The organism is Gracilibacillus salinarum (assembly GCF_022919575.1).
Classification (GTDB): Bacteria; Bacillota; Bacilli; order Bacillales; family Amphibacillaceae; genus Gracilibacillus; species Gracilibacillus salinarum.
Map to the genome: position 1 here is coordinate 862,769 of NZ_CP095071.1, position 26,669 is coordinate 889,437.

At 39.4% G+C, this 26,669-nt stretch carries 30 protein-coding genes and 1 other annotated feature; of the genes, 2 read left to right on the plus strand and 28 right to left on the minus strand.

Annotation, left to right across the window (positions count from 1 at the left end; all coding sequences use genetic code 11):
* Positions 1 to 135: 135 nt before the first annotated feature.
* The 3 genes from nadA to nadB are packed head-to-tail and all read right to left on the minus strand — an operon-like array spanning position 136 to position 3,613.
* Complete coding sequence (gene nadA / locus MUN87_RS04360; protein WP_244746459.1) at positions 136 to 1,236, minus strand: quinolinate synthase NadA; 1,101 nt, start codon at positions 1,234 to 1,236, stop codon at positions 136 to 138.
* The gene (gene nadC / locus MUN87_RS04365) at positions 1,233 to 2,078 is read right to left on the minus strand and encodes a carboxylating nicotinate-nucleotide diphosphorylase (RefSeq protein ID WP_244746460.1); all 846 of its coding nucleotides are present in this window, start codon (positions 2,076 to 2,078) and stop codon (positions 1,233 to 1,235) included. The genes nadA and nadC overlap by 4 nt, the downstream gene beginning before the upstream one ends.
* The gene (nadB, locus tag MUN87_RS04370) at positions 2,075 to 3,613 is read right to left on the minus strand and encodes an L-aspartate oxidase (protein ID WP_244746461.1); all 1,539 of its coding nucleotides are present in this window, start codon (positions 3,611 to 3,613) and stop codon (positions 2,075 to 2,077) included. Before nadB ends, nadC begins: the two co-directional genes overlap by 4 nt.
* A 90-nt stretch (positions 3,614 to 3,703) precedes the next feature.
* Here nadB and MUN87_RS04375 point away from each other — a divergent pair, with 90 nt between their 5' ends.
* The gene (locus MUN87_RS04375) at positions 3,704 to 4,873 is read left to right on the plus strand and encodes an IscS subfamily cysteine desulfurase (RefSeq protein ID WP_244746462.1); all 1,170 of its coding nucleotides are present in this window, start codon (positions 3,704 to 3,706) and stop codon (positions 4,871 to 4,873) included.
* Entirely contained in the window at positions 4,851 to 5,381 is a 531-nt protein-coding gene (locus tag MUN87_RS04380) for a transcription repressor NadR (RefSeq protein ID WP_244746463.1), read from the plus strand. Before MUN87_RS04375 ends, MUN87_RS04380 begins: the two co-directional genes overlap by 23 nt.
* Before the next feature lie 429 nt (positions 5,382 to 5,810).
* Here the strand turns inward: MUN87_RS04380 and MUN87_RS04385 are convergent, their stop codons facing one another.
* From MUN87_RS04385 to MUN87_RS04505, 25 genes are all read right to left on the minus strand, one after another.
* A complete protein-coding gene (locus tag MUN87_RS04385; protein WP_244746464.1) occupies positions 5,811 to 5,954 on the minus strand; it encodes a hypothetical protein in 144 nt (47 codons plus the stop codon).
* A 765-nt stretch (positions 5,955 to 6,719) separates the two neighbouring features.
* The gene (gene pheA, locus MUN87_RS04390; RefSeq protein WP_244746465.1) at positions 6,720 to 7,601 is read right to left on the minus strand and encodes a prephenate dehydratase; all 882 of its coding nucleotides are present in this window, start codon (positions 7,599 to 7,601) and stop codon (positions 6,720 to 6,722) included.
* 19 nt (positions 7,602 to 7,620) lie between these two features.
* The gene (thrR, locus tag MUN87_RS04395; RefSeq protein ID WP_244746466.1) at positions 7,621 to 8,073 is read right to left on the minus strand and encodes a transcriptional regulator ThrR; all 453 of its coding nucleotides are present in this window, start codon (positions 8,071 to 8,073) and stop codon (positions 7,621 to 7,623) included.
* A gap of 53 nt (positions 8,074 to 8,126) precedes the next feature.
* Positions 8,127 to 9,407, minus strand: coding sequence for a GTPase ObgE (gene obgE / locus MUN87_RS04400; RefSeq protein WP_244747876.1), 1,281 nt, complete (start codon positions 9,405 to 9,407; stop codon positions 8,127 to 8,129).
* A gap of 17 nt (positions 9,408 to 9,424) precedes the next feature.
* Positions 9,425 to 9,940, minus strand: coding sequence for a Spo0B domain-containing protein (locus MUN87_RS04405; protein ID WP_244746467.1), 516 nt, complete (start codon positions 9,938 to 9,940; stop codon positions 9,425 to 9,427).
* Positions 9,941 to 10,536: 596 nt separating this feature from the next.
* The gene (rpmA, locus tag MUN87_RS04410; RefSeq protein ID WP_244746468.1) at positions 10,537 to 10,815 is read right to left on the minus strand and encodes a 50S ribosomal protein L27; all 279 of its coding nucleotides are present in this window, start codon (positions 10,813 to 10,815) and stop codon (positions 10,537 to 10,539) included.
* A gap of 14 nt (positions 10,816 to 10,829) precedes the next feature.
* Positions 10,830 to 11,162 carry a ribosomal-processing cysteine protease Prp gene (locus MUN87_RS04415; RefSeq protein WP_244746469.1) on the minus strand — a complete coding sequence of 111 codons (333 nt, stop codon included), beginning with the start codon at positions 11,160 to 11,162 and terminating at the stop codon, positions 10,830 to 10,832.
* Positions 11,163 to 11,174: 12 nt separating this feature from the next.
* Positions 11,175 to 11,483, minus strand: a complete 309-nt coding sequence (rplU, locus tag MUN87_RS04420; RefSeq protein WP_244746470.1) for a 50S ribosomal protein L21 — start codon at positions 11,481 to 11,483, stop codon at positions 11,175 to 11,177.
* A gap of 13 nt (positions 11,484 to 11,496) precedes the next feature.
* Positions 11,497 to 11,569 (minus strand) — a sequence feature (ribosomal protein L21 leader region).
* A 38-nt stretch (positions 11,570 to 11,607) separates the two neighbouring features.
* Positions 11,608 to 13,053, minus strand: a complete 1,446-nt coding sequence (locus MUN87_RS04425; protein WP_244746471.1) for a ribonuclease E/G — start codon at positions 13,051 to 13,053, stop codon at positions 11,608 to 11,610.
* A 13-nt stretch (positions 13,054 to 13,066) separates the two neighbouring features.
* Positions 13,067 to 13,921 (minus strand): site-2 protease family protein, encoded by an 855-nt coding sequence (locus MUN87_RS04430; RefSeq protein WP_244746472.1) that lies wholly within the window; start codon positions 13,919 to 13,921, stop codon positions 13,067 to 13,069.
* Complete coding sequence (locus tag MUN87_RS04435; RefSeq protein ID WP_244746473.1) at positions 13,908 to 14,687, minus strand: M23 family metallopeptidase; 780 nt, start codon at positions 14,685 to 14,687, stop codon at positions 13,908 to 13,910. The genes MUN87_RS04430 and MUN87_RS04435 overlap by 14 nt, the downstream gene beginning before the upstream one ends.
* A 103-nt stretch (positions 14,688 to 14,790) precedes the next feature.
* Positions 14,791 to 15,588 carry a septum site-determining protein MinD gene (gene minD / locus MUN87_RS04440; protein WP_244746474.1) on the minus strand — a complete coding sequence of 266 codons (798 nt, stop codon included), beginning with the start codon at positions 15,586 to 15,588 and terminating at the stop codon, positions 14,791 to 14,793.
* Positions 15,581 to 16,264 carry a septum site-determining protein MinC gene (gene minC / locus MUN87_RS04445; protein ID WP_305037436.1) on the minus strand — a complete coding sequence of 228 codons (684 nt, stop codon included), beginning with the start codon at positions 16,262 to 16,264 and terminating at the stop codon, positions 15,581 to 15,583. Before minC ends, minD begins: the two co-directional genes overlap by 8 nt.
* Before the next feature lie 34 nt (positions 16,265 to 16,298).
* Positions 16,299 to 16,841 carry a rod shape-determining protein MreD gene (mreD, locus tag MUN87_RS04450; RefSeq protein ID WP_244746475.1) on the minus strand — a complete coding sequence of 181 codons (543 nt, stop codon included), beginning with the start codon at positions 16,839 to 16,841 and terminating at the stop codon, positions 16,299 to 16,301.
* Positions 16,838 to 17,719, minus strand: a complete 882-nt coding sequence (mreC, locus tag MUN87_RS04455; RefSeq protein ID WP_244746476.1) for a rod shape-determining protein MreC — start codon at positions 17,717 to 17,719, stop codon at positions 16,838 to 16,840. Before mreC ends, mreD begins: the two co-directional genes overlap by 4 nt.
* A 12-nt stretch (positions 17,720 to 17,731) precedes the next feature.
* Positions 17,732 to 18,772: a rod shape-determining protein gene (locus MUN87_RS04460; RefSeq protein ID WP_305037437.1), complete on the minus strand. Its 1,041-nt coding sequence runs from the start codon at positions 18,770 to 18,772 to the stop codon at positions 17,732 to 17,734.
* Between the two features lie 284 nt (positions 18,773 to 19,056).
* The gene (gene radC, locus MUN87_RS04465; protein WP_244747879.1) at positions 19,057 to 19,725 is read right to left on the minus strand and encodes a RadC family protein; all 669 of its coding nucleotides are present in this window, start codon (positions 19,723 to 19,725) and stop codon (positions 19,057 to 19,059) included.
* Positions 19,726 to 19,909: 184 nt separating this feature from the next.
* Complete coding sequence (locus MUN87_RS04470) at positions 19,910 to 20,824, minus strand: SPOR domain-containing protein (RefSeq protein WP_244746478.1); 915 nt, start codon at positions 20,822 to 20,824, stop codon at positions 19,910 to 19,912.
* 205 nt (positions 20,825 to 21,029) lie between these two features.
* Positions 21,030 to 21,572, minus strand: coding sequence for a type 4a pilus biogenesis protein PilO (locus MUN87_RS04475; RefSeq protein WP_244746479.1), 543 nt, complete (start codon positions 21,570 to 21,572; stop codon positions 21,030 to 21,032).
* Entirely contained in the window at positions 21,562 to 22,098 is a 537-nt protein-coding gene (locus MUN87_RS04480) for a PilN family protein (RefSeq protein ID WP_244746480.1), read from the minus strand. Before MUN87_RS04480 ends, MUN87_RS04475 begins: the two co-directional genes overlap by 11 nt.
* A 12-nt stretch (positions 22,099 to 22,110) precedes the next feature.
* Positions 22,111 to 23,070 (minus strand): type IV pilus biogenesis protein PilM, encoded by a 960-nt coding sequence (pilM, locus tag MUN87_RS04485; RefSeq protein WP_244746481.1) that lies wholly within the window; start codon positions 23,068 to 23,070, stop codon positions 22,111 to 22,113.
* A 23-nt stretch (positions 23,071 to 23,093) separates the two neighbouring features.
* Positions 23,094 to 23,849 (minus strand): prepilin peptidase, encoded by a 756-nt coding sequence (locus MUN87_RS04490; protein WP_244746482.1) that lies wholly within the window; start codon positions 23,847 to 23,849, stop codon positions 23,094 to 23,096.
* A 29-nt stretch (positions 23,850 to 23,878) separates the two neighbouring features.
* The gene (locus MUN87_RS04495; protein ID WP_244746483.1) at positions 23,879 to 24,256 is read right to left on the minus strand and encodes a prepilin-type N-terminal cleavage/methylation domain-containing protein; all 378 of its coding nucleotides are present in this window, start codon (positions 24,254 to 24,256) and stop codon (positions 23,879 to 23,881) included.
* A 135-nt stretch (positions 24,257 to 24,391) separates the two neighbouring features.
* Positions 24,392 to 25,594 (minus strand): type II secretion system F family protein, encoded by a 1,203-nt coding sequence (locus MUN87_RS04500; protein WP_244746484.1) that lies wholly within the window; start codon positions 25,592 to 25,594, stop codon positions 24,392 to 24,394.
* Positions 25,595 to 25,612: 18 nt separating this feature from the next.
* The gene (locus MUN87_RS04505; protein WP_244746485.1) at positions 25,613 to 26,653 is read right to left on the minus strand and encodes a type IV pilus twitching motility protein PilT; all 1,041 of its coding nucleotides are present in this window, start codon (positions 26,651 to 26,653) and stop codon (positions 25,613 to 25,615) included.
* Positions 26,654 to 26,669: the final 16 nt, after the last annotated feature.

Here is a 26,669-nt window from a genome sequence, read left to right on the forward strand (position 1 = left end):
CAATTTCTCCTTTCTTCTTGGTAAGTATGGAAGGGCATTTGTCTCGATCTAATCCATCTTCTTTAACAACATATGCAAAATGCCTAAAATGTTGAATAAAAAAAAGAAGGATATCTTCTAGATACCCTTCCAAAGTCAGGAGATTCTTAACATTCGATTTAATGCTAACCTTGCATTCGCGGCAATTTTCTCTTCCACAATAATCTGATTACTGCCTTTTCCCTTGCTGATTTCATCTAACGACCAAGTCAAATGCGGCAAATCTATCCGATTCATAGTAAGGCAGGGACACATATATGGATTTAATGAAATTATTTTTTTATCATGATGCTGATTTATTAAACGGTTGACCAGATTCATTTCTGTACCGATTGCCCATTGGCTTCCAGGTTCAGCTTGTTGCAAACTATCTATAATGTATTTCGTCGAACCAGCATAATCTGCTTGTTGTACCACTTCATATTTACATTCAGGATGGACGATAATGTTCATATCCGGATGAGAATGACGAATTTCTTCGATGTTGCTAATGGTAAAATTCTCGTGGACGGAACAGTGACCCTTCCATAAGATGACACGGATTTTTTCAGGTGCCTGATCGGTTTCCAATCTTCTGTTGATAGGATCCCATACCGCCATTTCATCCAGACGAACACCTAATTTGACCGCTGTATTTCTGCCAAGATGCTGGTCTGGTAAAAATAACAATCGGTCCTTTTGTTTAAACGCCCATTGTACCATCTCTTTGGCGTTTGAAGAAGTCACAGTCGCCCCACCATGCTCGCCAACGAACGATTTAATAGCAGCAGTAGAATTTACATAAGTAAGCGGTAAAATAGTGTCTCCAAACATTGTCTGTAAAGCATACCAAGCTTCTTCCACCTGTTTATCATCCGCCATATCCGCCATAGAGCACCCTGCACGCATGTCTGGCAGAAAAACTTTTTGATCGGGTTTCGATAATATGTCGGCCGTTTCTGCCATAAAGTGTACCCCGCAAAATACGATATTTCTTGCATTAACATTGGAAGATAATTGTGCGAGCTTTAAAGAATCACCATTTGAGTCAGCGAATTGCATCACTTCGTCTTTTTGATAGTGATGACCTGGAATATACAGGTCATCACCCATGTCTTGTTTGATCTGACGGATATGAGCGATCATCTCATCATCTGTCAAATGCAGATATTGCTCCGGAATTTGTTGATTGGTTGAAAAAATTGTATCTATACTCATTTTGTTACCTCCACTAATGAAAAACTAATATCAAGTGCTTGAGCAGAATGTGTCAGAAATCCCAAGGAAATCATATGTACACCTGTGTCACTGTAAGCTGCAATATTATCATTTGTAATGGATCCAGAAGCTTCTGTGACAATATGGGATGGTACTGTATGAATTAATTGTTTAATGTGATCTGGTGACATGTTATCAAACATGATTACATCGACTTCAGCCTCGATCGCTTCCTCTAATTGCTGCTGATTTTCAATTTCAACTTCAATTTTTATCATATGACCGACTGTTGATCTCACCTGACTGACTGCTCTTGAAATAGTACCTGCCGCAACAATGTGATTGTCTTTTAACATAATCGCATCGTCCAATCCGAAACGATGATTGACTCCTCCACCACAGCGAACAGCGTATTTTTCCAGCATTCGTAATCCTGGCGTTGTTTTCCTCGTGTCCGTCAATTTTATTTTCGAATTACTAAGCTTCATAATAGTTTGATTAGTAACAGTAGCAATCCCTGATAAACGCTGTACTAAATTCAAAATTACCCGCTCTGCCGTCAATAATTGTGCATAAGGTCCTGTCACCTTCGCCATTACCTCTCCTTTCTGTAATGGTTCTCCATCCATTTTGAACAAGTCGACTGAGGTTTCGGTACCAAAAAGCCGAAACACTTCTTCAATTATAATTCCACCTGCAAATATTCCTTCCTGCTTTGCGATAAATTCTCCTTCCCCAATCAACGTCTGATCAGGGAATAATGCTGTGGTCGATTGATCACCGAAACCAATATCTTCATGAAGGAAAGATTCTAACTGTCGTCGCAAATATAATCGATTCATATTTTTACTCCTTGTTTGTAAGAATTCCATCTTATATAATTTTGTTGCCATTCTGACGAGGATTCTGGAAAATCAATACGATAATGCGCTCCCCTGCTTTCTTTTCTTTGATAAGCTGATTTCGTTATTAATTCTGCGGTCAGGAGCATATGCTGCATTTCACATTCCTCTTTCGTTAATGAATAATTACGAAGCTTTGGCTCTTTCATTATGGTATAACGATCCAACCAGTTCATCATTTCTTTTAATGAGCTTGCCTCCCTGTTAATCCCTACATGTCTGCTCATTTTAACCTGAACCTTGTCGATCGCTGGCATATCAATTGCAACAGATTTCGATATTACCTGTCTGACATTACTGGGACAACGTGATACTGGCACCAATAATGCTTCTGCTAATCGCGTGGCAAATACTAATCCTTCCAATAATGAATTACTGGCAAGACGATTCGCACCGTGCACATGGGTGCAGGCGACTTCACCAATTGCATACAATCCTGCAATGGAAGTTCTGCCTATTAGGTCCGTTTCTACTCCCCCCATTGTAAAATGAGCACCTGGCTTCACCGGAATCTTTCCGTTCTGCCACTCAATGTTATGTTTTTCACAAGCTTTGCTAATAGAAGGGAATCTCTGTTTAAAATGACGAACACTACTAATATCAAGATAGATCGAATTTCCTTCATGCAAAGCATGTTCGATAACTCTTGATACAACATCACGAGGTGCTAAATCCAGGCGTTCATGCTTTCCTTCCATAATCCGGTTGCCATTCTGATCTATTAACACAGCTCCCTCCCCACGTACTGCCTCCGATACTAATTCATTACTCGCATCGTTTGTTACTAGCATCGTCGGGTGAAATTGAATAAATTCCAAATCAGCAAGGATCGCTCCTGCACGATATGCTATCGCTATTCCATCCCCGGTAACGGTTCGATCATTAGTAGTTGTCTCATAAATCCCCCCGGCACCCCCAGTTGCTAATACAACATGATCTGCCAAATATGTATGATAGTGATCATTTGTATCAATGGTTGTGATTCCTATGCAACAACCATCTTCCACAATACAATCAACTGCTAATTGGTTTTCCTTTATGTTAATTTTGTCTATTAGCGCAGATTGGTAATAGTTTAACAAGTACTTTCCAGTCTGATCGCCTCCCGCATGAACAATTCTCCTGTAACTATGGGCGCCTTCTTTTCCTAATTGGGGCAATCCGTCTTCCTTACAATCTGCTGGAAACCCTTGTTCTAATAATTCTTTAACTAATTGCTGTCCTTGTTTCACCAAGATTTCTGCAGCGTGGAGATTATTATGATGTCTACCTGCTTCACATGTATCCTTCAGGTGCCATCTCCAATGATCCTGCTTGGCAATAGCTGCTGCAATTCCCCCTTGCGCACGAATAGAATTACTTTCGCACATACTTTTTTTAGTTATAATGGTTACTTCTGCTTGCTCGTACAGTTTGCTTGCCAGAACGAATGCAGACAAGCCTGCACCAACAATTAATACAGTTGGTTTTGACAAAATGACATCACCTAACTTTACAGTTGTCTTTACAGTTATCTTTACATATAATAATAGAAAAGACAAGACTTTTTTTGAGAGGATGAGACGATGGTATATTTTGATTATGCCGCTGCCACACCAATGAGCGAACAGGCGGTGTTAACTTATCAGCAGATTGCCAAAAATTATTACGGAAATGCAAGTAGCCTCCATGACATTGGAGGACAAGCAAAAGATATTCTAGATCAGGCTCGGCAACTAATTGCAGTCCCCTTTCACGCTGACTCCAGAGAAATTATTTTTACCAATGGGGGTACAGAGAGTAATATTCTGGCTATAGACACCTTATTACGATCCAGCCCAATTTCAGGAAAAAAACATATTATTAGTACGAAGATGGAGCATAGTTCATTATTCTTTTATTTAACACATTTAAATCAATTGCCAGATTATGAAGTTACTTTTTTATCACCCGAAAAAGATGGACAAATAAGTATCAGTGCTTTAGAACAAGCGATTAGGTCTAACACATGTCTTCTCTCCATTCAACATGTGAACAGCGAAACAGGAGTCATTCAGCCATTAGAAAAAATCGGACAACGCATCAAAGGAAAAGATATTGCTTTTCATAGCGATATCGTTCAGTCTTTTGGTAAAATAGATATAACCAGCCTGTTACCATTTGTTGATTGTATGAGCGTGTCCAGCCACAAGATCCATGGACCAAAGGGAGCCGGTGCCATTTATTTTTCAGAAAAACTGGCACTACAACCACATCCCATTCAAACAAATCACGAGTTTGGGCTACGGCCTGGCACGGTAAACGTTCCGGCAATTGCTGCATTTGCGGCAGCTGCCAATGAAATTTTCACCGATCATCAGGCAAAAATAGATCATTTACATTACATAAGAAATCTATTTATTGATCGACTTGAACAAGAAAACATACCGCTCCTGCCGATTATCACAAGCCATCAGGCACCTACCATACTTGGCTGTGTTAATCCATTCGTTCAAGGTGACTATGTCATGTTAGAATATAATCGTCGGAGCATTCATTTATCGACAGGTACAGCATGCAGTGTCAACCAGCAAAAGATACCTGCCTCCATACAACCGTTTATATTGAATCAGGAGGAAGGAAAACGATTCAACCGTTTCTCTTTCAGTCATATCACAACCGATGAAGAGGTGGAACAATTTATAAAAGTTTCCAAGCAGATTTTTTCAAAAATGAAGGGAGAAAGAAGGAAATATGAACAAGAAGTTAACAGGTAAAACAAGGCGAGATAGCTTGTTAAGCTGGTTAAAGGCTTCTGCTAAACCGATGACGGGTACCGAATTAGCAGCAAAAGCACAAGTCAGTCGCCAAGTAATCGTACAAGATATTTCATTGTTAAAAGCACAAAACCAGCCGATCATTGCAACAAGCAGTGGTTATTTATATATGAAACTGGAAGAGGAAGCTCAAGACGCTCGTCGTGTCATCGCCTGCCAGCATGAAAGCTCACAAACGAGAGAAGAATTGTATACCATCGTAGATTACGGTGTCACCGTGGAGGATGTCATCATCGAACATCCGATATATGGAGATTTAAAGGCTTCCCTAATGTTAAGCAATCGAGCAGATGTCGATCAGTTCGTTCAAAAAATCGAGGAAAAACAGGCACCTTATTTATTAGAATTAACAGAAGGTGTCCACAATCACACGATAGCAGCAAAAGACGAAGCAAAACTGGACCAAGCGTTCGAAGCACTGGTTAACAAAGGCTTTATTGTCGAATAAATCTTCTAACTAACCGGGCCATGCCCCCTTATACAACTAACGTTCAAAAAATATTTAGTTAGCTGTAATATCGATAATTTCAACTAGGACTATCTTACATTGTGGTCATTTTGATATCGTTTATCTGCTAAAGCTCCGGAAATAGGCTCCGCGTCCTGTGGGCACGGGTTCAGCTCGTGCTGATTCCACAGGACGCGGAGTGGTTGTCCGAAGCGGTTCTCAGCACATTAAATCTCTCACTATGGATACTTTGCTAGCGATGGCTAACATAATGCATGATATAGGAATTCAACTTCATCTTTTTTATCGTAGAGCGGTGCAGGAAGTTGCCTAGTTTCTGAGTGGACACGGCTGTTCCTATAAGAAAGCGGACTACGTTTTGTACTCATAAAAAAAGAAGGCTGATGGCTTATTAGCTTCAGGCTTTTTCTATGTATGGACAAATGATGTTTGGTGATGTTTATCAGGTAAGCATGAAGATTGCTCTTCCTCATCTTCATGCATTGGGCGTTCTCCTGCTACCCCTTTCGCCTGAAGTTTCCCCATCTTCATGCGTTGGACGTTCTCTTGCACCACACAACACATGAAGTCCACTGCTTTTCCATGTCACAAACCAAATGGATCTTCAGCTCACGCTGATTCCACTGGAGTCTCCCCTTATTTTCTATGCTTTAGTGAAGTTCTGCAACAGATGTAACAACAAAAACAAGTCGTGCTAGGCAATGTATTTCATCAATTAAGGTGTAAACTGCAGAAAGTGCTTCATATCCTAGCTGTCGCATAAATTGTGGAGCTATACATCAGCGTAGACCAACCACGTAGTCTTCCGTGGGACAGGCAGGCGCTGAAGATCCACAACGTCTGCACCAGCATCTACTAGTAGTGCTTCGAATTAGTCTTCCTCGGTGCAAGGCAGCAAAGAAGTGGTTCAAGTAGTAGTCTAGCTTCAGCCGTGCCCGCAGGACGCATAATGGTTGGTAAAAGGTATCATACCACACATAATATTTCAAAATGACCACTAAGTTGGTAGTAAACATAATCCATATTAGGAAATCAGCTTCATGTTCAATATGATTACTGCTGTGACCGCACGTTTATACTTTCTTGACTGACAGAACAAAGGCGCAAGCGCCCGTTTAGAGACGTAGCGAGTGGAGCGAATCAACTGAGATAAAGGAATCACGGTGAGCTTGCGAATCGATGATGACTTATCGTAGGGCGATTTCGCGAAGTCGCCTAGTCTCTGGGCGCTGGAGCCGGACGTTGCCGTTTCTGTCAGCGAACATCATATAGCCCAAAATTTATACTTTCTTGACTTACAAAAAAAACGCTTGCGATTTAGACCGCAAGCGTTACGCCGTTTCCACTGTGTAAATAATATGGATAACTGCCAAGAACTGATACTTTACAGCCTAGAGATTCCATTTCGGTAATCGCATTTGGGATAAGCACGTCATCCATTTGCTGTTCGATATCAATAAGAAAATAATAATTTCCTAATCCCGTTTTCATTGGACGGGATTCAATTTTGGAAAGGTTCAGATTTCGCCAGGCAAACGCTGATAATACTTGATGTAACGCCCCTGGCTGATCAGATGGTAATGTTACTGTAACGGTCGTCTTACGGCCTTTTTCTTCTAGATTTTTTGATGTTAGAACTTTTTTTGCTTTGTGAAGTACTACAAATCTAGTATGGTTATTATCAAAATCGTGAATGTCTTTTTGCACGATTGACAGACCATATTCTTTGGCAGCAAGGTGATTGGCAATAGCACCAATTCGTTGATCAGGATTTTTACTGACGAATTCAGCTGCAGCACCAGTTGAAGTCATAGAATGTGATTTCACTTGTTGTAAATCCTTGTGTATGAATCGGTGGCATTGCGCTATAGCATGGGAATGAGAATAAATAGCATCTAATTTTGACCATTCATTCACATTATCAGGGTGTACCATCAGGTGTTGTCGGATTGGCACAATCACCTCGCTGACAATATTAATATTTTCTGCTTGAATTAAATAATCCAGTGTAATGTTTACGGTGCCTTCTATTGCATTCTCAAGCGGCAGAACTGCATATGTTACTTCATCATTTACTACCGCATCGATACATTCTGGAATTGTACTAAAACCTTTTTTTGATTCTCCGTTAAACATAGAATCCACTGCAATTTTAGTGAATGTACCTTTTGGACCTAAATAACCTATTGTGTCTTTCATTTCGCATGTTCCCCCTAGCTTATGAAACGCCTGAGCTTAATATTTCCACTTGAGTAACAAAATCAATTTGTTTTAATTCAAAAAGAAGCTGATCAATATCCGAAGTCATGCCATTGGTATTCAGGGATAAAGTAACATTAGCTTTTCCTTGAATTGGAATCGTCTGGTGAATCGTTAATATATTGCATCCCGTTTTGGCAACTACAGATAAAAGATGTGATAACACACCTGTCTGGTCCTCTAAATGAAAAAACAAGGTAATCATCTGTTCCTTTACCATATGTTGAAACGGAAAAACTGCATCACGATATTTATAAAATACACTTCGCGATAAGCCAACTTGTCTTGTAGCTTCATGAATAGAATCTACTTTGTTGGTATCCAATAATTTCTTTGCTTCTAATGTTTTTTTCATTCCATCTGGTAAGAACTGTTCACTTACTAAATAGAACTTGTCATTTTTAGCAGACATCCACTATTCCCCTTTGTTTGAACAGATCGTGACGATCACCAGCATCGTTTCCATTATTCCATAAATTCAAATTCGTAATCAAGTAGTCGAACAGTATCTCCATCTGTTGCACCGCGATCTCGTAAAGCATCATCCACACCCATACCACGTAACTGTCTGGAGAAACGTTGAACGGATTCATCACGGCTGAAATCAGTCATCTTAAATAGTTTTTCGATTTTATCACCATATAAGACAAAAGCACCATCTGGCTCTCTCGTAATTGAAAAAGCTTTTTCTTCTTTTTCAAATTTGTAAACAACTCGATCTTCATTCTCTTCTATCGGCTTATAATTTTTCGGAATTTGATCCAATTTATTCGCGACTGCAAATAATACATCACGAATCCCTTCTTTCGTAACCGTTGAGATCGGATAAATCGGATAGTCTTCTTCTAATTGTTCTTTAAAAGAGTTTAATTGTTCCTCTGCTTCTGGTAAATCCATTTTGTTTGCAATAATGATCATAGGGCGTTCTAATAATGTAGGATCATACTGCTCTAATTCTTTATTTATTGTGACAAAGTCTTCATAGGGATCTCGTCCCTCTGTAGAAGCCATGTCGAGAACATGAAGAATGACCCGTGTTCTCTCTACGTGACGTAGAAACTGATGTCCTAATCCTACACCTTCATGAGCACCTTCTATTAATCCTGGTAAGTCGGCCAATACGAAACTGCGCTGATCTGCTGTATCCACTACACCTAAATTAGGTGATAAAGTAGTAAAATGATAATCGGCTATTTTCGGTCTAGCCGCACTGACAGTGGACAGCAACGTTGATTTTCCTACACTCGGAAAACCTACTAGTCCAACATCCGCTATTAATTTTAATTCGATCTGAATATCCCGTTCGATACCCGGTTCGCCATTTTCTGCCATTTCAGGTGCCGGATTTCGTGGTGATGCAAATCGAATATTACCTCTGCCGCCTCGTCCACCCTTTGCAATGACAGCTCTCTGTTTGTGCTCAATTAAATCGGCAATAACTTCTCCACTATTCACATCACGAACACTGGTACCTGGCGGGACAGATAAAACTAATGGATCGGAATTTTTTCCGTGCATGCCTTTTCCCATACCATTCTCTCCACGTTTTGCTTTAAAATGTCTCTGATAACGGAAATCCATCAATGTGTTTAAGCCTTCATCCACTTCAAAAACCACATCGCCACCATTACCGCCATCTCCACCGGCTGGTCCACCCATCGGGACATATATTTCGCGACGGAATGCTACAATACCGTTTCCGCCATCTCCTGCTTTCACATATACTTTAACCTGATCGACAAACATTTTGTCACCTTCTTTCGTTAATCTTGCTGCCACACTATCTCTAATTGGTTATCTATCATAACTTGATCAATAAATGATAAGGAATCCATTTCCTCTTTCAATGCATCCAGATCGGTCCAATTCTGATCAAAAATTAAGTGAATATGTAACAGATGATCCACTTTCTCAAAAATTAATTGACCTCGATATTGTTGAAATTCTTCTTGATAGGACGGCAATATCTGAAATATCTTTTGTATTTTTGTTAATAATAATTCGTCATCAACAATAGTCGACTGATCATTCGTATCTGACTGGAATTCTAGCTGGAACGATTCAGACCGCCAGTTCAGTTGATAGAGCCAGACCATTGTTTTTGGTATATTTAATCGATCTAATCCCCGTTCCTGATTAGAGCGTTCGATAATATGTTGTATTTTATTTTCGATTCTATCAAGTTTCCCCAATTGAGCATAACCTAATAGCAGCTGCAAATCATTTAGCCAATCATGGCGATAATGCCGCAACATCTCGACCACATCTTGTTCTTTCAACGTGCTCACCCCTCATACAATAAGCAAATTATAGCATAAAACAGCCTATGATTCACCTATCTAGTGTAACTTATCGTATTACAGACGATTTCAACAAAAATTCTTTCAAAAATTAATTGTAATACTCAAGAATTCTATTGCTCATATTTTTAGACAGCTTAAAGGATTAATTCAGCACTACTTCTGTGCTTAACGTGATCAAATATTGCCTGTCCCGCAGGAGTCTATGCGGTTGGCCTACGTTAGGATAGGGACTATACAACTTGTGAAAGAGCTAGCATATTGTCGCTGTATATATAATAGCAATAGAATGAATTACATAATGCCTATAACCACTGCTTTTAGCTGTTCCATGCGTTGTAGCCTAGCTGAAGCCGTTCCCACAGGACGCGGAGCCTATTTCCGGAGCTTTGCTAAGCAGATAAACGATATCAATATGACCATTTGGCAATACATCCTTAGTTAACATAATCCGTATTATAGGAACTCGACTTCCTGTTCAATATGATTACTGCTGTAACTGGACCTTATATACGATTAGGAATAACTTAAAATATAAAAGGCTCTAACCTTTACAGATTAGAGCCAATTTCTACTTATGCAGGATATACACTAACTTTTTTACGATCGCGTCCTTGGCGTTCGAATTTTACAACGCCGTCTACTTTAGCGTAAAGTGTGTCGTCTCCTCCACGACCTACGTTTTCACCTGGGTAGATTTTCGTACCACGTTGACGGTAAAGGATAGAACCTCCACTTACGAACTGACCGTCCGCACGCTTAGCGCCTAAACGTTTCGATTCTGAATCACGGCCGTTCTTTGTACTACCTACACCTTTTTTCGAAGCGAAAAATTGCAAATCAAGACGTAACATATTGTTGCACCTCCTTATTTTTCAGAGATGGAAATATACTGACCATAATCCCGCTCAACGGTTTGTAAGGATACAACCATACCTTCCAATAATAATGACACTTTTTCTGAAAGTGATCGATCATTGATATCAGGTACCGTAACCTTCAAATAGCCGCCCTCATCACCGGCCTGATCAATATTTAATTCAATCTCACATAAAGCAAACACTGCATTGACAGCACCGAACGAGATACCAGATACAGCAGCACAAACTAAGTCATGCCCCTCTGGTCCACTGTCCGCGTGCCCTGTCAGACAAAATGATTTAATATGTGAATGCTCACGTACTATCGTCACTTTTATCATAAAGACAAAACCTTACGCATTGATTTTTTCAATTGTAAGTTTTGTGTATGGCTGACGGTGACCTTGTTTACGTGAATAGTTTTTCTTTGGTTTGTACTTGAAAACAGTAATTTTCTTTTGACGACCTTGTTTTTCTACTTTCGCAGTAACAGAAGCTCCGTCAACGAATGGCGTACCAAATTTAGCATCTTCTCCACCAACTGCAAGTACTTTATCAAATGTTACAGATTCACCAGCATCAGCAGCTAGCTTCTCAACGTAAATCACTTGACCTTCTTCTACTTTTACTTGTTTTCCACCAGTTTCAATAATAGCGTACATTCTCTGCACCTCCTCATAAACTCAGACTCGCCATACAGGTAGCAATACATGCTTTAAAAACCTGCTCTGTGCGGTTGCAGTAGCAACGGGTGCCACATAAACAACATGAAAATCTTATCATAATTCAGTATATCTTGTCAATGTCTAAATCCTTATGTTCTGCAATAAATAATTCAACGATTTCCTTACTGCCAGAACGGATTATCTGATAGCCAGTGATCGCATTATCTATGTAAACATATAGCTCTAATGTTAAAGGATCTGTATCACGAAAAGGACGCTCTTGCAGCATACGGTATACCTCCGGTTGACAGGCAACAACAAGCCCTTCGACACGCCGGTTAAATCCATATACTTCGCGTTCCAGCTGATATACATATGTACCCGCTGTCAAGTTATCTGTCGTTACCGTATGATTAGTTAAAAGCTGTAACAATCCTGTTCGTGCTCTTTTTCGAGTCATTTCCAGCAAGCCCAGCTTCGTAAATCCATACACCTCTGTTCGAACTGGATCTGATTGCAACATCGCAGTCATTTCTTTTATAATTTGCACTTCCTGCTTTCTGTTCATCTTTAGAAAATCAATGACAATAATCCCAGAGAGGTTTCGTTTACGAATTTCTTCTACACAATAACGGGCAGCACGTTGATTTATTTTAAAAATAGTAGCTTGTTTATTTTGACGACTGGAAAACCGGCTGCTGTTAATATCAATCACCGTTAACGCTTCCGTTTCTTCCACGATTAAAGAAATGCCGTCCTGCTTATCCACTTGAGGTTGAATGGCTTCTGTTAACCAACGATCGATGTGCTTTCCACTGATGTTATGCGGATCTTTTCGCAACGTCATAACTGTCGCAAGGTGTGGAAATTGTTGCTTCATGTTCTCAAGACTTCTTGGATCATCGAACGAAATTTCCGTAATTGCCTGACTCTGATAATAGTGAAGCATTTGATTCGGAACTAACGGGTCACGCCATAATAATGCTGGTGCTTTCACTTTATCCGCTAACCGCTTAAGATCATTCCATTGTACTCTCCTATTTGTTAATTCTTGCAAAATATCCTCTTCCGCCGCTTCCATAATTTCTGTTCTTAAAATTGCCCCTTCTACGTTATCCAGCGAAGGCGAGACCAATGCTTTCCACTCAACAGCCGCCTCCTCTGGTAATTTTTTTGAACTGGCAATATAGTTGCCTTTAGGTAAATAAACAAGATATTGACCCTGGATAGTAATATTTGCTGTTAATCTCGGACCTTTATCCTGATACGCTTCTTTCGTAATTTGCACGATGAGAGAAGCGCCTTCTGTTAGATAAGAGGAAAGCTTCTCGTCTTTCTTAACCCAAGGTACTTCACTTTTTGGCAGAAAGCCTACTTTATCGACTCCAATGTCGATGAAGGCCGCTTCTATACTTTCATCCACATTCCGGACTTTTCCTGCAAATATCGTCTGAAGTGTTGCCTCCTGTATACGTGGCCGATCAATAAAAATATCCATACAAGCATTGTCTTCGAACAGTAATCCGACCTTCTCGGTTAATCTTGTTGTAAAATGAATTTTTTTCATAAAAATCCTCTTTCTATCCACTCCGCATTTGCCCTAAACTGGCAGTAATATCTCTTCTGTCAAAAAAATCCCGCAAACAGTCTTTTTCTGAAACGATATACACATTTCCAACGCTATCAAACACACGAATGTGGTATGTCGTATCTCGCTTAAATAATCGAAATAAATCCAACAAGCGTAAATTAGTTGGTACATCGATTTCTATTTGTTTACGATAGTGCTCTTGCATCGTATATCTGTTCCACAAGAAGCGCCACCATTTATAATACCTTCGTTTCCATTCTAATCGATTTTCCCAAATTAAAAAAACAATAAGTAAAACAAAACTTAATGACAGCCACTCGCGCGCATAAACAAACAGACTTGTGATCACAATTGTACTAACTGAAATCACGATCATCCACTTATGAGATAATTGATAAGAACAGAAAGTATCAAGGCTAAGCTGTGTCAGCTTTCCCCCATCAAGCGGCCAAATCGGCAACAGATTTCCAATTAAAATAAAACTGTTATATTGATACGCCATTATCAGCGTCGTATCAGGAAGTGCGTTTCCTAATTCTAATAAAAATAAAAACAAATAAATAAATAAATGCATCACTGGACCAGCAATCGTTACCAACCATTCTTCCTTTAATGGCCTTGTCCCATACTCATCCGTTTCCATCACACCGCCAAATACCCATAAAAAAATGCGCTGTATTCGCCAATTAAAAATGCGAGCGCATGTATAATGTCCTAATTCATGCAGGAATACAATCAGGAAGATGATTGCAAATTCCACCAGCATCCCGGTCAGGATAGCAATGAACAGGAAAAAATAAAGAATCGGGTGGATGCGTACAGGTGGAAGATTACGGCTGCTCATCAACTTGAATCACCTGAATTGGATCTAAATATTGTTGATCCTTCTCAATAGCAAAGTACATCGCTTCCTGTGCTTCGGTTGGCTGGTAACTTCCTATCTGCTGGTTAGAACGAATTGATTGATATGAATGCACATTAATATTGGTTAAATGACCATAAATGGATTTACTGTTGTCCGCATGTTGGATGATAACAGTTTTTCCTGTTTCTCTGTCATTACCGGCAAATAATACGGTGCCAGCATCAACTGCGACCACTTCTGTTTCTTCCTTAGAAGAAATTAAAATCCCTTCCCCATTCTCCTGAAATGTCTGACTTACTTGTCCTGAAACAGGAAGTGCAGCAGGCTCGGCTGTTGCTTCCGTGCCTAAGTCGGTTTCCATCGCAAATGGTGCTCCAAACCTTGCTTGATACCATGCATTAACAGTAGCGAATGGAAATTCTTCATTCATCGCATAATTAATCCAGCTTTGTGGCTGCTCTAACCATTTACTCTCATTTCCAACAGATAAGACCATCATAAAAAATAGAATGGTAGCAATGAGACTTCGTATCAAAAATCGTTTCATGAAAGGTGATGCTTCACTTTGACGCTGATAACCGGAAAATGAGGGAGAGAATCCATGTCTTTCTTCATCTTCCATTTGTGACTGAGACAGGTATTGAAATTCTTTTAAAGGCATTCCTTTCGCATTAGGAATTTTCTTTTTTGTTTCTTTTCTTCTGTTAATGTTTTGACGGATTTTAGATAAATCGTTATTTTTCATCGGCACCCATTCCTTTTTCCAACGTTTGTACCAATATATGTGGACAACCCGCAGAATATGAAAAAGAGTTTGTCCGAAATGGACAAACTCTTTTTCAAGCCTTTTATTTTTTCATACCGAAGGCTTTCTTTACTTTATCTAATAAGGTAGGTTTCTCTTCTAATGATAATAACGGGACAGATTCCCCCAGAATTCGTCTGGCGATATTTCGATAAGCAATGGAAGCACGTGCATTCGGTTGAAATGCGACTGGTTCACCGTGATTAGATGCCTTAATTACGTCATCGTCATCCGCAATAATACCTAATAAATCAATCGATAATACTTGTACTATTTCATCAACTGACAGCATATCGCCATTTTTCATCATATGATTTCGAATCCGGTTAATAACGAGATTAGGAGGTTGGATCTCTTCTTGTTCGAGTAAACCGATAATACGATCCGCATCTCGAACACTCGACTTCTCAGGAGTAGTTACGACAATGGCCCGGTCTGCTCCGGCCACAGCATTTCGATACCCTTGTTCAATTCCAGCAGGACAATCGATTAGTATATAATCATAATCAGGCTTTAACACTTCGATAATCTCCTTCATGCCCTCTGGTGTCACTGCTGACTTATCGCTAGTCTGAGCAGCTGGCAGTAAAGATAAGCAATCAAAGCGCTTGTCTTTAATCAGTGCCTGCGAAACTTTGCAACGCTTCTCCAGTACATCAACGATATCATAGATGATTCGATTCTCCAGCCCCATTACCACATCTAAATTACGTAAACCAATATCCGTATCTACTAAACAAACTTTCTTATCTAGCAATGCTAATGAAGTACCTAGATTGGCCGTTGTCGTTGTTTTGCCAACGCCACCTTTACCTGAAGTAATAACGATTGCTTCACCCATTCATAACTCTCCTCTCAAAAGCATTCAATTCTGGTCGTGACTTTGCAATGGCATTGATTCGATCCATGACAATTTGTTCCCCATTTGCATTGATAAAACCACATTCCATTGGGACGCCTTCTGTATCTTTATCAGGCGAACGGCTAATCACTTCTGCTATTCGCAATTGACTAGGAGCCATGTAAGAAGCAGCTATTACTGCTTCCCGATTACCATTAACACCTGCATGAGCGATCCCTCTTAAGCTGCCAATGATAAAGACATTACCAGTAGCAATCACTTTTCCACCAGGATTGACATCGCCAATCAATAATAAATCGCCATGCACTTCTAACACTTGTCCAGAACGAATAATTTTATTATATAACTTAATATCTGTTTCATCTTTCCATTTTAATGCATCTTGTTTTAAAATGACATTTGACTCGATATGGTCTACAACCAATTTATTATGTTTTCGGATAATTTCTCTTAACAGCTGTTCTTGTTGATCCGTTATGTAACGATTACCGAGTTCTATTTTCACCGTGATGAGTGGTTCATCTGCAGCCATATATTTGTTGGTTAATATATGATCTAATTCATTAAGCAGTTCCTCCCATGAACACCGATCGTTCATCGAAAGGGTCAGACCGTCTCTCGTCCCTTTTATCATAATTAATTTATTCGCAGCCAATCCTATTCAACCCCTTAAAAACAAGCAATATCAGCTATCGATCCGATCTTTCAAACTTTATGACGGACCATCTGGTTAATCTCTTTGCCAACAATGCATACATGACAGCTCCTGTTATAACATTCCACAAAACTGTTGGTATGAGTCGATAACGCCAATATTCGTGCCAGCTTAGATCATGTACTTGAATTATATTATATAGGAAAAATATTAAAATGTCTGTAGCAGTTACAGCAATAACCGTCATAAGTAAAGCAATAATCAAATTAGATTGCAACATTTTCATTAGTATTCTTACACCATAAAGAATAACAGTATAAGCAAATACGTATACGCCAATCACATCTGTATAAATAATATCAATGATAAAACTAAATACAATCGATAATGTAATGGCATAAAACGTATTTTCTTTCTCGAAAAAAATCGTTACAAATATCAAAAAAACAAATAGAAAATGTGAAACTACTAACCAATCTTCCTTTACAAGAGGAAGATCCATCAGTGAGACGATACCTTCTAATATGACAAGCAAAAAACAGATCAGAGCAATCAGGTAAGGAATCATTCGTTTCATGAACCTTCCTCCTCCTCCGCTTGCTCATCTGTAGTTGTCATCGAACGATCAATGACAATAACATGATTTAGTTGACTTAAATCTGCTGATGGTTTCACATAGGCCACACTTGTAAGTTCATAGCGATCCGCTCGAATCTCAACTATTTCACCAATCTCCAGTCCTCTAGGAAAAACGCCTCCAAGTCCAGAAGAGAACACAAATTGTCCTTCCTTCAAGTCTTGATAATTTTCGTTCAGTTCCATCATTAATAATTCTGATTCATCATCATACCCTACAATAAAACCTGACATATCTGTTTCGGACTCTTCCTGATAGACATTAACAGAAATCCGATTCGATCTGTCAAAACCATTTAACAGCAATACAGTCGAGGTAAAAGGAGAACTGGATTGTACCTTTCCAATCATCCCTTTCCCGGTAATCACGGCCATGTTTGGTGCTACACCATCTTGCGTCCCTTTATTTATCGTAACCTGCTTAAACCATTGATCTTTACTTCTTGCGACAATGGATGCCTGAATCGATTGAAAGCTATCCAGAAAATCAGAATCAGTCTTATTTAAAACCTCTCTCAATTCAGTGATTTCTTTGCCTAATTCTTGATTTTCATATTCAAGCTGTCTTAACTCGTCAAGACTTGACTTAAGCTGTTGATTCTCTACGTATACATTTCGGATTTCTTTTATGTTGTTTGCAACTCCTGTCACAAACGTAATCGGCTTATTTATGACACCTGACGCCCATCCCGTTGTGTCATGGACAAAATCTTCAATCATTGTTAAGTTAGCACGATCTCGTAAGGAAAACCCAATCAAGCCGACGATGATAATTAACGAGATCATAAAAATAAACAGTCGCCTTTTTTTATAAAACATGATAACACCTTCTTAATCTGATAAGCGCTGCACTCCGACGTTCGGATGTGATTTGAAATGTTCAATATACTCTAATGATTTACCTGTTCCAATAGCTACACTATCCAGTGGTTCCTCCGCAACAAAGACAGGCATTTTCGTTTCATCACTAATGACTTCGTCTAAATCTTTTAACAGCGCACCGCCACCAGATAAGACAATCCCTCTATCCATAATATCTGCTGCAAGTTCTGGTGGTGTATTCTCTAACGTACTCTTTACTGCATCCACAATAGCATCTACAGTATCTTGTAATGCTGTCGTAATTTCAGAAGCTGAAATGCTGATAGTCTTAGGCAAGCCCGTCAATAAATCACGACCTCGAATATCCATTTGCGCATTGTCAGAACTGGTTTTCGCTGATCCAATATCGACCTTGATCGATTCAGCTGATCGTTCCCCAATCATCAAATTATAGGTTCGTTTTACATATTGAATAATCGCATCATCCATATCATCACCAGCCGTACGGATCGATTGACTTGTTACAATACCACCAAGAGAAATCACGGCTACTTCTGTCGTACCTCCCCCGATATCAACAATCATACTTCCCGTAGGCTCCCATACAGGCAGACCCGCACCAATAGCAGCAGCAAATGGCTCCGCAATCGGGAAGGCATCCTTCGCACCTGCATGCTTGGTCGCATCTATTACCGCTCTTTCTTCTACCATCGTAATGCCTGAAGGTACACATACCATGACATTCGGCTTTTTGGCAAAACTGGAACGATTTTTTTGTGCTAATTTAATATAATATTTCATCATCGATGCTGTCGTATCATAATCTGCAATAACTCCGTCTTTCATCGGACGAATTACTGAAATATTCCCAGGAGTACGTCCTATCATATTTCTAGCATCGCCACCGACCGCTTCTATGTCACCAGTTGTCTTATTTATCGCTACTACAGACGGTTCACGCACAACAATTCCTTTTCCTTTTACAAAAACCAGCGTATTTGCTGTACCTAAATCAATCCCTAGATCCTGTGAAAAACTAAATAATCCCACTCTTTTTCTTCCTCTCAGACATAATAATACAAACATTTACTTCAATATTTTATGCTTTTATTCCATTTCTATCAAGAATTTGTATTCTGATATTCGACAATCTTTTTTCCGAATCTCTTCCATTTGTTTTTCGACTTTGTTCCGGCACTGTTATGATTTATGTAAATGGCCAGAGAAACTATCCAATCATAAGAATAAGCGCCATTATACAACTACGCTTGTATAAGGCGCTAAAAAGCTTGTCTATATTCTATTATACTGAACTTTTCGGAAAATAGATAGTGTTATAAGTACCCTTTTTCTTTTAAAGAGATAAATTTATGATCTCCAATTATAAGATGGTCCAAAAGTTCGATTCCAATCATTTTGCCACTTTCTGACAACCGTTTTGTTACATGGATATCTTCTTGGGATGGTGAAGGGTCTCCGGAAGGATGATTATGGGCGCAAATAATGGAAGCTGCTGACCGTTTGACCGCTTCCCGATATACTTCGCGAGGGTGGACAATAGAAGCATTCAAACTGCCAATAAAAATAGTTTGCCGATGAATAATCTGGTTCTTTGTATCAAGAAACATGGATACAAAATGCTCTTGTTTTAAGCCGCTCATTTCTTCCATTAAGTAATTGGCACCATCCTCAGGACTTCGTATCGTATATTTCTCTTTCTCCTTAAACTGTTGTATTCGCTTGCCAAATTCAACGGCAGCTAATATCTGTACACCTTTCGCCTGGCCAATTCCTTTGATTTGAATCAATTCTTCAATAGTAACGTCTTTGAGCATTTTCAAGCCCTCAAAATGACAAAGAACCGTTTCTGCCAGCTGGTGTACATTTTCACTCCTTGTGCCAGATCCGAGCAAAATTGCCAATAACTCCTGATTGGATAAATGTCCTGGTCCGAATGTAAGCAACCGTTCCCTTGGACGATCTTCCTTTGGTACTTCTTTCATCGTAATTGTTGTTATTTCCACACTTGTATCCTCCTTCTTTTCCAATATCTCCTAGTTTATCGAGAAGGATGTGTGACGGCAAATGGAGCTTTTCATGTTTTCACAGCTCCATTATATATGATTCGCTTGATTCTCTTATAAGAAAACATGAAAATGCATCGACCAGATCAATACAAAAAATGAATTAGTTAGTTGCGAGCTTTTCATAGCTTTCTATGATGGATAGTAATGCCACTTGTTTTGCCTGTTCGTCTGAAGCATTTGCAAATTCATCGGCTGCTGTAGCAACTACTTGCACTTTTTCAGACATATTCTCCGGCTTTGCCTGCAACCATTCGGTAATACTGGACGGATCCAGTCCATCAGCGAGTTGTTGATCGATCATACTTCCCAAATCAGTTAACCAAGCTTTTTCTTCAGCAGATACAGACGCCGTTTCCGTATTCGTCGTCCATTCTTTTCCAGCATATATTTCATAGGTCGTATTAATTGAACTAGAGGCAAATTGTTTAGAAGCATCATGTGATGTCTCTGCGCCAACAAAGACATGATACTGATCATCACGCTGCCAAATCATCGCTGCGACATTCTCTTGTTCTAATCCTGTGATCAACTCTTCCGCAGCAGCCTGATTTGAATAGACACCTGCCTGAATGACAAATAACGGATAAGATTTTAGTTCAAGGGCATCTCCACCTGTTGCCCCTCCACTATTCTCTTCACTTGTACTGCCAGTTGTTTGCACAGCGCCATTCGTACTATTCTGATTTGTCGCCATTTCCTCTGGATCAAGATCTACAAACATTTTTAGCATAATAAATCCTAGAAATGAACCAATGATTATGGCAGTAAGTGCCGATAACCATAAGGATTTGTATTTTTTCCAGAAGGATTGTGATGGCTTTTTCTTAAATGAACCGGGGTCAGGTGTATATTGGCGTTGAAATACATGATCATCATCCATTGGGTGATGATTTTCTCTTATATAATCTTCTAAAGAAGACTGATTACTAGCATTATGCACCTGTGCATCTCTTTGACTGGGAGCGTCATGTTGATTGCGATTAATTTGAATAGTAATAGCTTTTTTGTTATCCATGAAATCCCTCGTTTCGAATCCTTTTCTATCACACTATCATATCTATTACGAGATGTAAGACGACTTTTGTCATCTCTATCAGAAAAGTGTTCATCAAATACTGACAGGAAATCAGTAATTGCATCAATGCTCGTTAGTGAAAGTTTCGAATATTTTGTTTTAATTAAAAAAAGAGCACACCAATGATAATCGATGTACTCTTTACTTAATTCGCTTCTAACCCTTGTAAATCAGGAGTAAAAAAGGTATGAAATTGTATGGTAAAGTCGATTGCATGCTCATCATCCGTTCGATCAAAATTAATTTGACGAATATCTATCACCCTGCTATTTTCATTTAATTTTGTTAGAAATTGGTGAAAGTTATCATATGCCGGAGCTTGACCTTCTATCAAATAGATGAGACTCTGGACATCTTCTATTTCTGAAGTGTTCTCTTCCACTTGTACGCTGCTGATAGAAAGCTGACTTGCCTTTTTTGCTTGATCCAACAATTGAATAATAGCATCATTTTGTTTGTGAACCGGAAGCTTTTCCAGCAGTTCGGGCGACATATTCCCAACCGTTTCTTCCCATGTATCCGCATTGGCTAGATAAAGTTCCTGTGTTTGCAAGTCCATAGAGATTTTTTGATGATCGGCTTTTACTGGATCAAGAAAATAAATTCTCCCCAACAAATAAGCACCTACTATCAATAAGAGCACAAGGAGTAACCAAAAAATGCTGGCACGCGTCCACTTAACGGTCATTCGCTAACACCTCCAGCCATGCCTGATCATTCAATTCTATTTGAAAAGTAGCGCCGCTTACTCCTGCATCCGTTTCCGCTAAATAATTAAAACGGACATCTGAAGTAAATGGTTGAGCTACTAATGATTGATTATAAGCAGCATAATCGGCATAATGAGAGGATGATATTGAAATTTCCAGCACATCTCCTTGCGTATAATAAAAATGACTAATCACACTACTGGCTGGTTTCAGTTTTTGAAGTTTATCCGTTAATTCAACATTCCCCATCAAATTTCCTTCTAATTGATCAATACTTGTTGTTAATTGTTGCTGCTGTGTTACCATTTCTTCGAGACTGATTGCGTCTGCCTCCGCCTGCTGATTGGATTCGATGTCAGCTTCCATCGCAGAGATTTCTTCTTGCAGAGACATATAAGGCTGGAAAATAAGCCAAGCAGAAATGCTTAAACCAATGACCGCAATAACTATAATGAAGTATGGCACAAGATTGACAGCCTTATGTTCGATAAAATTTATTTGCATACTATCACCCTATCACTTCGAATTCCCTCTAATCACCAATCCAGCTAGATCACTAGATCCTCTTGGAATAGTTCCTGGTAAGTAATTCTGCAATGCGTCAACCGGCAATGACGAAAAAGAAGTTAACGCAGTTCGAGCCTGATCCATATACGGAAAATCTCCTGCCAGCACAATTTTTTCGATTCCTTTATTTCCCTTTTGGACAGAATAGCGGTAAAAATCATTAAACCGCTCCATCGTGACAAGGTGTGTATCAATCAATGCCTGCAATTCCTCTTCGTCACCGGTCCACTTTAGCTGTTCCCGTTCAAAACTCCAGGACCACAAACGATTTTCCACTGGTAATTGAACATGTCTCGAAAAGACAAGCAACCCATTTTCAAATGCTGCCAAAACTAGTCCTGTTTTCGTCCATTGCATCAACAAGGTATCTTGCTCATAATTCGTATCAGGCAAAACCTCTTGATAGAGTCGCCAAAGTGCTAACGAAGAAATATCGGCTATAATTGGTTTCAAATGAATGGCAGCAAAAACGTTTAGAAATGCTTGCAATACATCTTTTGGATAAGCGAAAACGAGAAGTTCTACTGTTGTTTCGTAATTCCGAATAATGTCAAACGTAATAATCGGCTGTTGAAATGGCAAGCGGAGTACCTCTTGGGCCTCCCTATGTAATACAGCGTTTATTTCTTCTTTTTTCAAACCATTTGGCACTTGATGCCTTCGAATCGACACGAAGGCATCTGAAACTGATAAGGAAACATGGGCATGCTTCCATTTCTTTTGTTTGACGATTTTCTCAAGATAATTTTGGAAACCTTTTTCATCTACCAATTTCCCATCTTCTATTAAACCTTCTTTTATTAAAACTTCTCCATAATCGATAATATCATCGAGACGATTTCTTCTCGAAACTAGATATCGAAAGTAGCGATCGTAAAATACGAGATGCACATGTTTTTTCTGTAACATGGTACTCCCCTTTCCATCAAGTATTACCAAAGTGTTTGCATATAAGCACGTACAATCTCTTCGCCCCATATATAGGTGAGAATCGCACCAATCATGATGGACGGACCAAATGGCACTTCTTGCTTCCTTCTCCATCCGTTCTTAGCTAATATGGCGAGGCTGAATGCAAGACCGATGACATTAGCAAGAAAGAAAGCGAGTAATATGTACGGAAATCCTAATAAGATTCCTAATAAACCTAACAGCTTCATGTCTCCTCCGCCCATGCCACCTCTGCTTATCAAAATAATTAGTGCCACCGTACCATATCCAGTGACAGCCCCTAACAAACTGGACCACCACGGGTCTAATGGTGATAGGCACCGGAGGATAACCATTATCGGCAGAAAGGCAAGTAATATCCGATTCGGAATCATCATATAGCGAAAGTCTGACACGATGATAATTGCAAATAAGCTGATTAAACATAATGTTATCCAAAGTGATATCGACATACCATAATAAAGGTATGCCAGCAAAAAGCCTATTCCTGTTAGCAATTCCACGACAGGGTATAGTACAGAAATTCGTTCTTTACAATTCCGGCACTTCCCTTTTTGGATAACAAAGGACACAACCGGAATCAGCTCATACCAGCTTAACGTCTGTTTACACGCTGGACATATCGATCTTGATGAAGAAAAAAATGTTTGCTCTGGCACACGTAAACCAACTACGTTATAAAAAGACCCTAATATTAATCCAAGGATGAAGAAAAATACACTGTACATAATGTCCATTTGTTAAACTCCTAATTTTAACTTACTATTTATTCAGTAGTCTGATTGAAAGTAAATGAACTATCACCATTGTGTACTATATTACCAACTGGTTGATCTTCTTCTTCAACATCCAAGTAATTATTCGTTCTGAGTTCATCCACCGTAATGTTTACTGAGTCTCCTCCATCATATACCCAATCAGCTTCATCTCCACCAGATTCCGCTGCTAGAAAGGCTAATCTTGCTGCATTTTCTACCAATTCCGCTTCTGCTTCATTTGCTCCTTCTTCCGCACGATCAATAATATTACCAACCGCTGGTACCGCAATCGCGACAATTATCGCTAGAATAACTATAACCGCTAATAATTCTACTAATGTAAAACCTTTTTCTTCCTTCCATAGCTTCCATACTTTTTTCATCATACATCTCTCCCTTTCTGATTTATATATTTATCATTGCAGAATGTTTTGGAAATCAAGGGAATTTATTCTGCATTTACCATGACTATTATACTACAAATCTAACTATAAGCATAAAAATAATAGGCGTTTAGACATTTAAATTGCGTCAAAAATTGAAAACATCGGAATGACGATAGCTAATACGATCGCCCCGACAACCACAGCGAGAATGACAATAAGTATCGGTTCAATTAGTGCTTTTAGCTTAGCAGACGCATCATCTAATTCTTTTTCATAGAAATCAGCAATCTTGTATAACATTTTATCCAAGGATCCTGTTCGCTCCCCTACTGCGATCATTTGGATCACCATCGGCGGAATTATCGCATGGCTTTGCATTGCTGCAGCCATCGATTGCCCTCTTTCAAGTGCGTGATGACTGTTATGAAGAACTTGTGCTAGCAAGCGGTTATCAACAATTTTTTCTGTGATTTTTACCGATTGCAGAATAGGTACCGAGCTATTTAATAATGTACTTAAAGTTTGAGACATCCGGGTTATTTGTGATTTTTTCAGAAAGCTTCCGATAACAGGAAGTCTCAGTTTGATGCCATCGATTCGAAATGCAAAAGAATCAGACCGCATCATTACCTTCCACAATACGATGAGCAATAGCAGGAGCAGCAGCAATACCCACCAAATTTGTTGAATGACTTCACTTATTTGTAACACGATCACCGTATAAATCGGCAGACTTTCACCGAAGGAAGAAAACAAATTGGTGAAAATCGGCACGATGTATACTAACAGAAATAATGTGATGACTACGGCAAAAATACTGACAAACAGAGGATAAGCTAGTGCTGTTTTTATTTTTTGCCTTAGTGCATATTGCTTCTCATAATAACTGGCCATGTTCTCCAGGATTTCATCTAAGTTACCACTGACTTCCCCCGCATAAACCATTCTGGTCAGTAATTCCGGAAAAAATGTAGAGTGTTGACTCATTGCTTCTGATAAGCCAGTTCCTTCCTGTAAATCTTCTCTAATGGCTTTTAATACTAGCGCAAAAGCTTTATTCGAAGTCTGTTCTGCCAAAATTTCAATCGAATCTATAATCGGTATCCCTGATTCAATCAACGTCGCCAACTGGCGCAGGAAAATGACAAATTCCTTTAGTTTGACCGGCTTGCCAATTGTGATATCTTTATACAGTACCGAATCCAAAGGTTTAACCTCAAACACAGTTACACCTTCTGCCTTCATCGAGCGGATCACGTCTTTCTCTGATTCTGCTTTTACTTTTCCTTTTTTTACTTTTCCTTGCAATGTTCTACCGCGGTACAGATAGTAAATCAACAGATAGCACCTCCCATCTTAGTAAAAATTCTCATTCGTCAAATGGGATTTCGATCCTTCCCTTTCGATCACCCCTTGTGCCATCAGCCGCGTGATATCCTGTTCAAATGTGTGCATCCCAACTTCCCGAGAGGTTTGCACAATATTAGGAATCTGATGAATTTTATCGTTGCGGATCACATTTTGAACCGCTGGATTATTTATCAGTATTTCGGTTGCTGCAATGCGTTCCGTTTTATCTGTTGTTGGAAATAATTTTTGTGAAATGACAGCATGCAGCACACTTGCTAATTGAATTCTGATCTGTTCCTTCTGAGTAGCTGGAAAAACATCAATGATCCGGTGTACGGTTGACATCACATCCGACGTATGCAAGGTTCCGAGAACCAAATGACCGGTTTCCGCTGCAGTAATGGCGATCGAAATGGTTTCAAGGTCGCGCATTTCTCCAACCAATATCACATCTGGATCTTGACGCAAGCAAGCCCTTAGACCGCTTTTAAAGTTTTTGGCATCAAAACCAATCTCTCTCTGATCGATGATCGATTGATTATGTGCATGTAGATATTCGATCGGGTCTTCTAACGTAATAATATGACGCTTCATTGATAGGTTCATATGGTTGACCATGGCCGCAAGAGTACTCGATTTACCGCTGCCGGTCGGCCCTGTAACCAGCACTAATCCATTCTCTTTTTCCACGATAGACTGAAGCGAAACTGGTAATCGCAAACCCTCTATCGTCGGAACATCTTTCGGTATCGTACGAAAAGCTAGTGAAAGACAACCACGCTGAAAATATATATTGACACGGAATCTTGAAACGCCGGGGATACTGTATGACAGATCAATCTCCTTGTCTTTATTTAATTTAGCAGATAGTTCTTCACTCAACATTTCTTTTACGATAGACTCCGTATCAGCTGGCTTGATCACTAGCTCGTGAAAGGTGGACAGCTCTCCATTAATGCGAAAAACAGGACTTGATCCTACTGTCAGATGAAGATCTGATGCCTTGCGATCATGCGCTTCGATCAGTAACTCTTCTAATAAATTCATTGTGCAGCCGCCTCCC

Bases quoted from the DNA above. Each gene is read 5' to 3' on its own strand.
- nadA (WP_244746459.1), bottom strand. From the start codon at position 1,236: ATGAGTATAGATACAATTTTTTCAACCAATCAACAAATTCCGGAGCAA.
- nadC (WP_244746460.1), bottom strand. From the start codon at position 2,078: ATGAATCGATTATATTTGCGACGACAGTTAGAATCTTTCCTTCATGAA.
- MUN87_RS04375 (WP_244746462.1), top strand. From the start codon at position 3,704: ATGGTATATTTTGATTATGCCGCTGCCACACCAATGAGCGAACAGGCG.
- MUN87_RS04380 (WP_244746463.1), top strand. From the start codon at position 4,851: ATGAACAAGAAGTTAACAGGTAAAACAAGGCGAGATAGCTTGTTAAGC.
- pheA (WP_244746465.1), bottom strand. From the start codon at position 7,601: ATGAAAGACACAATAGGTTATTTAGGTCCAAAAGGTACATTCACTAAA.
- thrR (WP_244746466.1), bottom strand. From the start codon at position 8,073: ATGTCTGCTAAAAATGACAAGTTCTATTTAGTAAGTGAACAGTTCTTA.
- obgE (WP_244747876.1), bottom strand. From the start codon at position 9,407: ATGTTTGTCGATCAGGTTAAAGTATATGTGAAAGCAGGAGATGGCGGA.
- rpmA (WP_244746468.1), bottom strand. From the start codon at position 10,815: ATGTTACGTCTTGATTTGCAATTTTTCGCTTCGAAAAAAGGTGTAGGT.
- MUN87_RS04415 (WP_244746469.1), bottom strand. From the start codon at position 11,162: ATGATAAAAGTGACGATAGTACGTGAGCATTCACATATTAAATCATTT.
- rplU (WP_244746470.1), bottom strand. From the start codon at position 11,483: ATGTACGCTATTATTGAAACTGGTGGAAAACAAGTAAAAGTAGAAGAA.
- MUN87_RS04425 (WP_244746471.1), bottom strand. From the start codon at position 13,053: ATGAAAAAAATTCATTTTACAACAAGATTAACCGAGAAGGTCGGATTA.
- MUN87_RS04430 (WP_244746472.1), bottom strand. From the start codon at position 13,921: ATGAGCAGCCGTAATCTTCCACCTGTACGCATCCACCCGATTCTTTAT.
- MUN87_RS04435 (WP_244746473.1), bottom strand. From the start codon at position 14,687: ATGAAAAATAACGATTTATCTAAAATCCGTCAAAACATTAACAGAAGA.
- minD (WP_244746474.1), bottom strand. From the start codon at position 15,588: ATGGGTGAAGCAATCGTTATTACTTCAGGTAAAGGTGGCGTTGGCAAA.
- mreD (WP_244746475.1), bottom strand. From the start codon at position 16,841: ATGAAACGAATGATTCCTTACCTGATTGCTCTGATCTGTTTTTTGCTT.
- mreC (WP_244746476.1), bottom strand. From the start codon at position 17,719: ATGTTTTATAAAAAAAGGCGACTGTTTATTTTTATGATCTCGTTAATT.
- radC (WP_244747879.1), bottom strand. From the start codon at position 19,725: ATGAAAGAAGTACCAAAGGAAGATCGTCCAAGGGAACGGTTGCTTACA.
- MUN87_RS04470 (WP_244746478.1), bottom strand. From the start codon at position 20,824: ATGGATAACAAAAAAGCTATTACTATTCAAATTAATCGCAATCAACAT.
- MUN87_RS04475 (WP_244746479.1), bottom strand. From the start codon at position 21,572: ATGACCGTTAAGTGGACGCGTGCCAGCATTTTTTGGTTACTCCTTGTG.
- MUN87_RS04480 (WP_244746480.1), bottom strand. From the start codon at position 22,098: ATGCAAATAAATTTTATCGAACATAAGGCTGTCAATCTTGTGCCATAC.
- pilM (WP_244746481.1), bottom strand. From the start codon at position 23,070: ATGTTACAGAAAAAACATGTGCATCTCGTATTTTACGATCGCTACTTT.
- MUN87_RS04490 (WP_244746482.1), bottom strand. From the start codon at position 23,849: ATGGACATTATGTACAGTGTATTTTTCTTCATCCTTGGATTAATATTA.
- MUN87_RS04495 (WP_244746483.1), bottom strand. From the start codon at position 24,256: ATGATGAAAAAAGTATGGAAGCTATGGAAGGAAGAAAAAGGTTTTACA.
- MUN87_RS04505 (WP_244746485.1), bottom strand. From the start codon at position 26,653: ATGAATTTATTAGAAGAGTTACTGATCGAAGCGCATGATCGCAAGGCA.